General features: G+C 74.9%; 5 protein-coding genes and 1 pseudogene. All 6 read left to right on the top strand.

The features are described 5' to 3' along the window. Positions 1-364: pseudogene (locus LQV45_RS02405) on the top strand (DUF4350 domain-containing protein); the annotation flags it as partial. Beyond that, complete coding sequence (locus tag LQV45_RS02400) at positions 361-1,416, top strand: AAA family ATPase (RefSeq protein ID WP_374208128.1); 1,056 nt, start codon at positions 361-363, stop codon at positions 1,414-1,416. The pseudogene LQV45_RS02405 and the gene LQV45_RS02400, both read left to right, overlap by 4 nt. Then, complete coding sequence (locus tag LQV45_RS02395) at positions 1,416-2,717, top strand: DUF58 domain-containing protein (protein ID WP_230005573.1); 1,302 nt, start codon at positions 1,416-1,418, stop codon at positions 2,715-2,717. Before LQV45_RS02400 ends, LQV45_RS02395 begins: the two co-directional genes overlap by 1 nt. 152 nt (positions 2,718-2,869) lie before the next feature. Then, complete coding sequence (locus tag LQV45_RS02390; protein WP_230005572.1) at positions 2,870-3,892, top strand: 3-oxoacyl-ACP synthase III; 1,023 nt, start codon at positions 2,870-2,872, stop codon at positions 3,890-3,892. Beyond that, entirely contained in the window at positions 3,889-6,561 is a 2,673-nt protein-coding gene (locus tag LQV45_RS02385) for an alpha/beta fold hydrolase (protein ID WP_230005571.1), read from the top strand. Before LQV45_RS02390 ends, LQV45_RS02385 begins: the two co-directional genes overlap by 4 nt. Continuing rightward, on the top strand, positions 6,558-7,517 hold the full coding sequence (locus LQV45_RS02380) for an NAD(P)-dependent oxidoreductase (protein ID WP_230005570.1): 960 nt from the start codon (positions 6,558-6,560) through the stop codon (positions 7,515-7,517). Before LQV45_RS02385 ends, LQV45_RS02380 begins: the two co-directional genes overlap by 4 nt. Positions 7,518-7,623: the final 106 nt, after the last annotated feature.

Genomic DNA, 7,623 nt, shown 5'->3' with positions numbered 1-7,623 from the left:
CGGTCGGCGGTTCGGCCCCCTCGTCGCCGGGCGTCTGCCGGTCACGGTGCGGGCCACCGAGACGACCGAGGGCCGCGCGCGGCTGTACGCCGCCTCCGGCGATGCGGCGCACGCCCTCGACGAGCTGCGGCGCGCCACGCGACGCCGGCTCGTGCGCCTCCTCGGCATGTCCGCGCGCACGCCCGCCGAGCACCTCGCCGACGCCGTGGCCGACCGGCTCGCCGCCGACCGTGCGGTGGTGCGCGGCATCCTGATCGACGATCTTCCCCGCACCGACCGCGAGCTCGTCGCCGCGAGCGATCGCCTGCGCGACCTCGAGACGAGCGTCCGCGCAACCCTCCCCACGGAAAGGACCCCCCGATGACCGACAGTCCTCTCGGCTCCCCCGACCCGGCCGGCGCCGCGATTCCGGCGTCCGCGGCCGTCGCCCCGACGCCGAGCGCTGCGCCCGCAGCGTCACCGGGCGACGCTGACCTGCGGCAGGCGATGCACCGGGTGCGCGCCGAGGTCGGCAAGGCCGTCGTCGGGCAGGACGGGACCGTCACGGGGCTGCTCATCGCCCTGCTGGCGCGCGGCCACGTCCTGCTGGAAGGCGTCCCGGGTGTCGCCAAGACGCTGCTCGTGCGCTCCTTCAGCCGCGCGCTCGGCCTGGACACCCACCGCGTGCAGTTCACCCCCGACCTCATGCCGGGCGACGTCACCGGTTCGCTCGTGTACGACGCGCGCTCGGGCGAGTTCGAATTCCGCGCGGGGCCGGTCTTCACGCACGTCCTGCTCGCCGACGAGATCAACCGCACGCCCCCCAAGACGCAGGCCGCCCTGCTGGAGGCCATGGAGGAGCGGCAGGTCTCGTCCGACGGAGTGAGCCGCCCGCTCCCCGATCCGTTCCTCGTCGCCGCGACCCAGAACCCCGTCGAGCACGAGGGCACCTACACGCTCCCCGAGGCGCAACTCGACCGCTTCCTGCTGAAGCTCGTGGTCGACCTCCCCGGCCGCGACGCCGAGGTCGACGTGCTGCGCCGGCACGCGGGCGGGTTCGACCCGCGCCGGCTGGGCGAGGCGGGGATGGATGCCGTGGTCACCCCGGCCGAGATCCTCGCGGCGCAGCGCGCCGCCGCGTCCGTCGCCGTCGCCGACGACGTGCTCGGCTACGTCGTCGACCTCGCCCGCGCCACGCGGCAGAGCCCGTCGGTGCTGCTCGGCGTGAGCCCGCGCGCGTCGACCGGTCTGCTCGCGGCGGCCAAGGCGTGGGCGTGGCTCGTCGGCTCGCCCGCGATCACGCCCGACCACGTCCAGACGATGCTCGTCCCCGTGTGGCGGCACCGCATCCGGCTGCGGCCCGAGGCCGATTTCGAGGGCGTCTCGGTGGATGCCGTCCTGACCTCGGTCCTGCAGCAGACGCGCGTCCCGCTCTGATGTTCGTCACCGGCCGTCTGGCCCTGCTCGTCGCCCTCGGGGTGATCCCGCTGATCCTGCTGCACGCCGCCGGCGCGGCGCCCTGGGCCGTGGTCGGCGGGTGGCTGGTGCTGTGCGCCGGACTGGCCGCGGCCGACACGCTCCTGGCGGCCGACGCGCGCGCGATCGAGATCACGCGTCGCTTGCCGGACCGCGCCCTGCGCGATCAGCCCGTCGCGGGCGAGCTGCGCGTGCGCAACGTCGGCCGACGGACGCTGCGCGCCCGGGTGCGCGACGCGTGGCAGCCGACGGCGGGCGCCCCGACCGAGCGCCTGCACCTGGTGGTCCCTCCCGGCGAGCGCCGGGGTGCCGCACTGTCGCTGCTGCCGCGGCGGCGCGGAGAGCTGCGCAGCGAGTTCGTCGTCGTGCGCTCTCAGGGTCCCCTGGGGCTCGCGGGGCGGCAGGCGACGCTCGCGGCGCCGGCGCGGCTGCGCGTGCTGCCGCCCTTCACCTCGCGACGGCACCTCCCCTCGCGGCTGGCGCGGCTGCGAGAACTCGACGGCAACACGTCGCTGCAGGTGCGCGGGCAGGGCACCGAGTTCGACAGCCTGCGCGAGTACGTGCGCGGAGACGATGTGCGCTCGATCGACTGGCGGGCCACCGCGCGCGCGGGCACGACGATGCTGCGCACGTGGCGCCCCGAACGCGACCGGCACGTCGTGATCGTCATCGATACGGGTCGCACGGCCGCGGCACGCGTCGGCGACGGCGCGCGTCTGGATGCCGCGATGGAGGCCGCCCTGCTCCTGTCGGCCCTGGCGACACGCGCCGGAGACCACGTGCACCTGCTCATGTTCGACCGGGTGACCCGCGCCCGGGTCACGCGCGTCGACGGAGCGCAACTGCTCCCCGCGCTCGTGGACGCGATGGCCCCCGTGGACCCGCAGCTCATCGACACCGACTGGGATGCCGCGTTCGCCCAGGTGCGCGGTCTGACCCAGCGCCCCGCGCTCGTGGTGCTCCTCACCGCCGCCGACGACCCGGAGGCGGCGCGCGCGTTCCTCGCCTCGCTCCCGGCGGTCGCGGCGCGCTCGCGTCTGCTCGTGGCCACCGCCACCGACGGTCCGGGAGAACCCCCGGCACGCGACGACGCCGCGGCCGTGTACGCCGCCGCCGCGATCGAACGCGCGCGCTCGGACGCCGACCGCGTGCGCGCGGCGGTCGTCCGCGCGGGGGGCGATGCGGTGACGGCGTCGGCCGACGACCTCCCCCCTCTCGTGGCGGACCGCTACCTCGCCCTCAAGGCGGCCGGGCGCCTCTGACGCACCGGGTCACGGCATCCGGGACTAGCACACCGCTCCGCCATGCACCCGTCCGCATACGTCGCGGCTTATCCTGGGGGGTACCCTTCCAGCCGCCGGCGTGTCCCTCCGCGCCCGGCTGCGCCGTCTACGCACAGGATGCGGGAGCTCTCTTGCCAGGAAACGCCACCACTCGCTTCGACGATGTGGCCCTCGTGTCGGTGGCGAGCGTGCTGCCCAGCCGCGTGACCACCTCTGACGACATCGAGGAGAGGCTCGCCCCCGCGCTGACGCGACTCAAGCTCAAACCGGGGCTGCTGCGCCGGGTGGCCGGTGTCGTGGAGCGCCGCAACTGGGCCGAGGGCGAATCCTCCGACGAGGCGACGATCGCGGCGGGCAAGCAAGCGCTGGCCGAGGCGGGCGTCGACCCGAGTGAGATCGGCCTCATCATCAACACCTCCGTCACGCGCAAGCACCTCGAGCCCTCGGTGGCGGTCCGCCTCCACCACGGCCTGGGGCTGCCGAGCTCGGCGATCAATTTCGACGTCGCCAACGCCTGCCTCGGCTTCATCAACGGCATGAGCCTGGCGGCGGGCATGATCCAGTCCGGCCAGGTGCGGTACGCGCTCATCGTCAACGGCGAGGATGCCGACGAGATCCAGGTCAACACGATCAACCGCCTCGTGCGCGAAGACCTCGATCGCGACGCCTTCATGCAGGAGTTCGCCTCGCTCACGCTCGGTTCCGGCGCGGCGGCGGCGGTGCTCGGCCGCGCCAGCGACCACCCCGAGGGTCACCGCATCGTCGGCGGGGTCACGCGCGCCGCGACGCAGTTCTACGACCTGTGCGTGGGCAGCGTCGACGGCATGTTCACCGACGCGAAAGCCCTGCTCAAGGGCGGCCTCGACCTCGTCGTGTCGGCCTGGAAAGAGGCCAAGGGCGAGTTCGCGTGGACGGGCATGGACCGCTACATCACCCACCAGGTCTCGTCGGTGCACACCTCCGCGATCGTCCGCGCGGCCAAGCTCGACCGGAGCCGCGTGCCGGTGACCTACCCGAACCTGGGCAACGTCGGCCCGGCCTCCATCCCGATCACCCTGGCCGAGGAGCAGAAGACCCTGCGTCGCGGCGACCGCGTGCTGCTGATGGGAGTGGGCTCCGGGCTGAACACCGGGATGTTGGAGCTGGCCTGGTGACGGTCACCGGCCTGCGGGCGACTCTCCCTCCCGCCGGGCTCCCCGGCCTGGACCCGGCCTTCTCCCGACTCATCGACGTCGAGGGCACCGGCGCCGACGCGGGCCGACGCCGCACGTGGCACATCCTCGACACCGGCGACCTGCTCGACGAGCGCGGCATCACCCCGGTCGGCACCATCGTGGCCGTCCACGGCAACCCGACGTGGTCCTACCTGTGGCGCGCGCTGGTGAACGCCTCGCTCGTCCGCGCGGACGCGGGCGCGCCCGCCTGGCGCGTCGTGGCCGTCGACCAACTCGAGATGGGCTTCTCCGAGCGCACCGACGTGCGCCGGACACTTGCGCAGCGCATCGCGGACCTCTCCGCGCTCGTCGAGGCGGCCGGCATCCGCACCCCCGTCGTCACGATCGGCCACGACTGGGGCGGTCCCGTCTCTCTCGGGTGGGCGGTCGAGAACCGCGACGGTCTCGCGGCGGTCATCGCCCTCAACACCGCCGTGCACCACGCCGAGGACGCGCCGCTGCCGTTCCCGCTCCGGGTCGCCACGGCCCGGGGGATGCTCGCGGCCGGCACGACCGGCACGACGGCGTTCCTCGACACGACCCTCGCCCTCGCCGACCTCGACCCGGCGGTACGGGCCGCGTTCCGCGCGCCCTACGCCACGGTCGAACGCCGACGCGGCATCGGCGGGTTCGTCGCCGACATCCCCGCCACGGCGGTGGACGAGAGCACGCCCGCCCTCCGCCGCCTGTCGGCGGGCCTGCGCGACCTCGACGTCCCGGCCCTGCTGCTGCGCGGGCCGAAGGACCCCGTGTTCGGCGAGGTGCACCTCGACGATCTCGTCGACCGTCTCCCGCACGCCGACGTGCACCGCTACGAGGGCGCGGGGCACCTCGTCGCCGAGGAGCGACCGTACGCCGAGGCGGTTCTGGACTGGCTCGCCGAGAAGGTCGTCCCGGGCCCGGATGCCGGCTCCCCCGCGTCCGCACGGATCACCGACGACGCCCCCGGGGACGACGACGCGGCTCCCGCTCCCCTGTGGGACGCGCTCACGACCCGCCGTGCCGACGACGACGTCGCGGTCATCGACATGGCCGCTCGCCCGGGCCGCGCCCCGCTCCGGGTGAGCTGGCGACAGCTCGCCGCCCGCGTCGACGAAATCGCCGCGGGGCTCGACGCGATCGGCGTCCGCGCCGGCGACCGCGTCTCGCTGCTCGTCCCGCCGGGACCGACCCTCACCGCCGTGCTGTACGCGTGTCTGCGCATCGGCGCCATCGTCGTCGTGGCCGACCGAGGGCTCGGCATCCGGGGTCTCTCCCGCGCCGTGCGCGGTGCGGTACCCGACGTCGTGATCGGCGAGGTCGCCGGGCTCGCCGCCGCGCGCGCCCTGGGCTGGCCGGGACGCCGCCTCTCCGCCGCGGCGCTGCCGACCGCCGCCGCGCGGGCTCTGGGCGTGGAGGCGAGCCTGTCCGAGGTGGCCCTCGCCGGCCGCGGGCGCGCACTGCCCGCTCCCCCGCACATCGACGCCGACGCCGCGGTGCTGTTCACGTCGGGATCGACGGGCCCCGCCAAGGGTGTCGTGTACACGCACCGTCAGCTCTCGTCGCTGCGCGACGCGCTGGCCGCGCACTTCGACGTCGGCCCGGACACGGGCCTCGTCACCGGATTCGCACCGTTCGCCCTCCTCGGCCCGGCCCTGGGCACGCGATCGGCGACCCCCGACATGGACGTCTCGGCGCCGCGCACCCTCACCGCGAGTGCTGTCGCGGCGGCGGTCCGCGCGTCGGACGCGCGCATCGTGTTCCTCTCCCCCGCCGCCGTCCGCAACGTCGTCGCCACCGCCGGCGCGCTCACGACCGAGGACCGCGCCGCCCTGGCCGGCGTGCACACGTTCCTATCCACGGGCGCGCCCGTGGGAACCCCGCTGCTGCGACGGGCGCACGAGCTCATGCCGAACGCGACGGCGCACACGCCGTACGGCATGACCGAATGCCTGCTCGTCGCCGACGTCACGTTGCCCGAGATCGAAGAGGCCGTGGCCTCCGGCGATCACGGAGTGTGCGTCGGCACGCCGATCGGCCGCGGCCGCGTGCGCATCGCCGCCCTCGACGCCGAGGGACGAGCCACCGGTTCTCCCGTTACCGACGCGGGCGTGACTGGCGAGGTCGTCATCAGCGCGCCGCACCTCAAGCGCGGCTACTTCCGCCTTTCCCTCACCGACCGCGAGGCGCGTCGCGACCTCGACGCGCTGCCGGGGCGCTGGCACCGCACGGGCGACGTGGGCCACCTCGACGCCGCCGGACGCCTGTGGATCGAGGGCCGGTTGCCCCACGTCATCACGACGGCCCACGGACCGGTCACCCCCGTCGCGATCGAGCAGGACGTCGAGTCCGTCTCGGGCGTCTCGCGTGCCGCGGCGGTGGGCGTCGGGCCCGTCGGTCGGCAGGTCGTCGTCGCCGTCGTCGAACGCGATCCGGGTGTGCGGCGCGCGGGCGTGGCATCCCCGGGTCTCACCGAGGTCGTGCGGGCAGCGACGCCGCAGGCCCTGGCCGCCGTGCTGGTCGTGCCCGCCCTGCCCACCGACATCCGGCACAACTCCAAGATCGACCGCTCGCGTCTCGCCGCCTGGGCGGAGCGGATCCTCGCCGGCGAGCGGCCGACGGCGCCGTGAAGGTCCTCGCCACCGGCGCGTCCGGATTCCTCGGCCGCGCGGTCGTCGTCGCCCTGCAGGACGCCGGGCACGAGGTGCGGACGCTCCAGCGCCGCCCGTCGGGAATGGCCGGCGCCGACGACCGCCTCGGTTCGGTGACCGACCCGGATGCCACGGCCTCCGCCGTGACCGGGGTCGACGCCGTGGTGCATCTGGCGGCGAAGGTGTCGCTCGCCGGGGACCCGGCCGAGTTCCAGGCCGTGAACGTCGAGGGCACCCGCACGCTGCTGGACGCGGCATCCGCCGCGGGGGTGTCGCGCATCGTGCACATCTCCTCGCCGTCGGTCGCCCATGCGGGCCACGCCCTAGCCGGCGTCGGCGCCGAGCCCGCCGACCCGGTCGCCGCACGCGGCGAGTACGCGCGCACGAAGGCCGAGGCGGAGCTGCTCGCCCTCGGTCGCGCCGGGGCCACGGCATCCGTCGTCGCGATCCGGCCGCACATCGTCTGGGGTCCCGGCGACACGCAGCTCATCGCCCGCGTCGTGGATCGGGCGCGCCGCGGACGGTTGCCGCTGCTCAACGGCGGCACCGCACTCATCGACTCCACGTTCGTCGACAACGCCGCGAGCGGCATCGTCGCCGCCCTCGAGCGCGTCGACGACGTCAGCGGCCGCGCCTACGTGCTGACCAACGGCGAGCCACGCCCCGTCGGCGATCTGCTCGCCGGCATCTGCCGCGCCGCGGGCGTCCGGCCGCCGGCGTTCAGCGTGCCCGCCGGTCTCGCCCGGGCCGCTGGATCGCTCGTCGAGCGGGTCTGGGCCGTACGCCCGGGCACCGACGAGCCGCCCATGACGCGTTTCCTCGCCGAGCAGCTCGCCACCGCCCACTGGTTCGACCAGACCGAGATCCGCCGCGACCTGCACTGGACGCCCCGCGTCTCGATCGACGAGGGTCTACGCCGCCTCTCCCGCGCCTGATCCCGGCATCCGCGCCCCGCGCCCTTCCCCGATAAACGCAATTCCTCTCGAGACACGCGGTGTCGTGGCGTGTCTCGACAGGGACGGCGTTTATCGGGGCGGCGGA

The sequence above is a fragment of the Microbacterium sp. Bi128 genome, assembly GCF_918698205.1.
This window is presented reverse-complemented; position numbering and strand designations above follow the sequence as displayed.

What these genes read in the sequence shown, in the direction of transcription:
- LQV45_RS02395 (WP_230005573.1), top strand. Translation starts at nt 1,416, where the DNA reads ATGTTCGTCACCGGCCGTCTGGCCCTGCTCGTCGCCCTCGGGGTGATC.
- LQV45_RS02400 (WP_374208128.1), top strand. Translation starts at nt 361, where the DNA reads ATGACCGACAGTCCTCTCGGCTCCCCCGACCCGGCCGGCGCCGCGATT.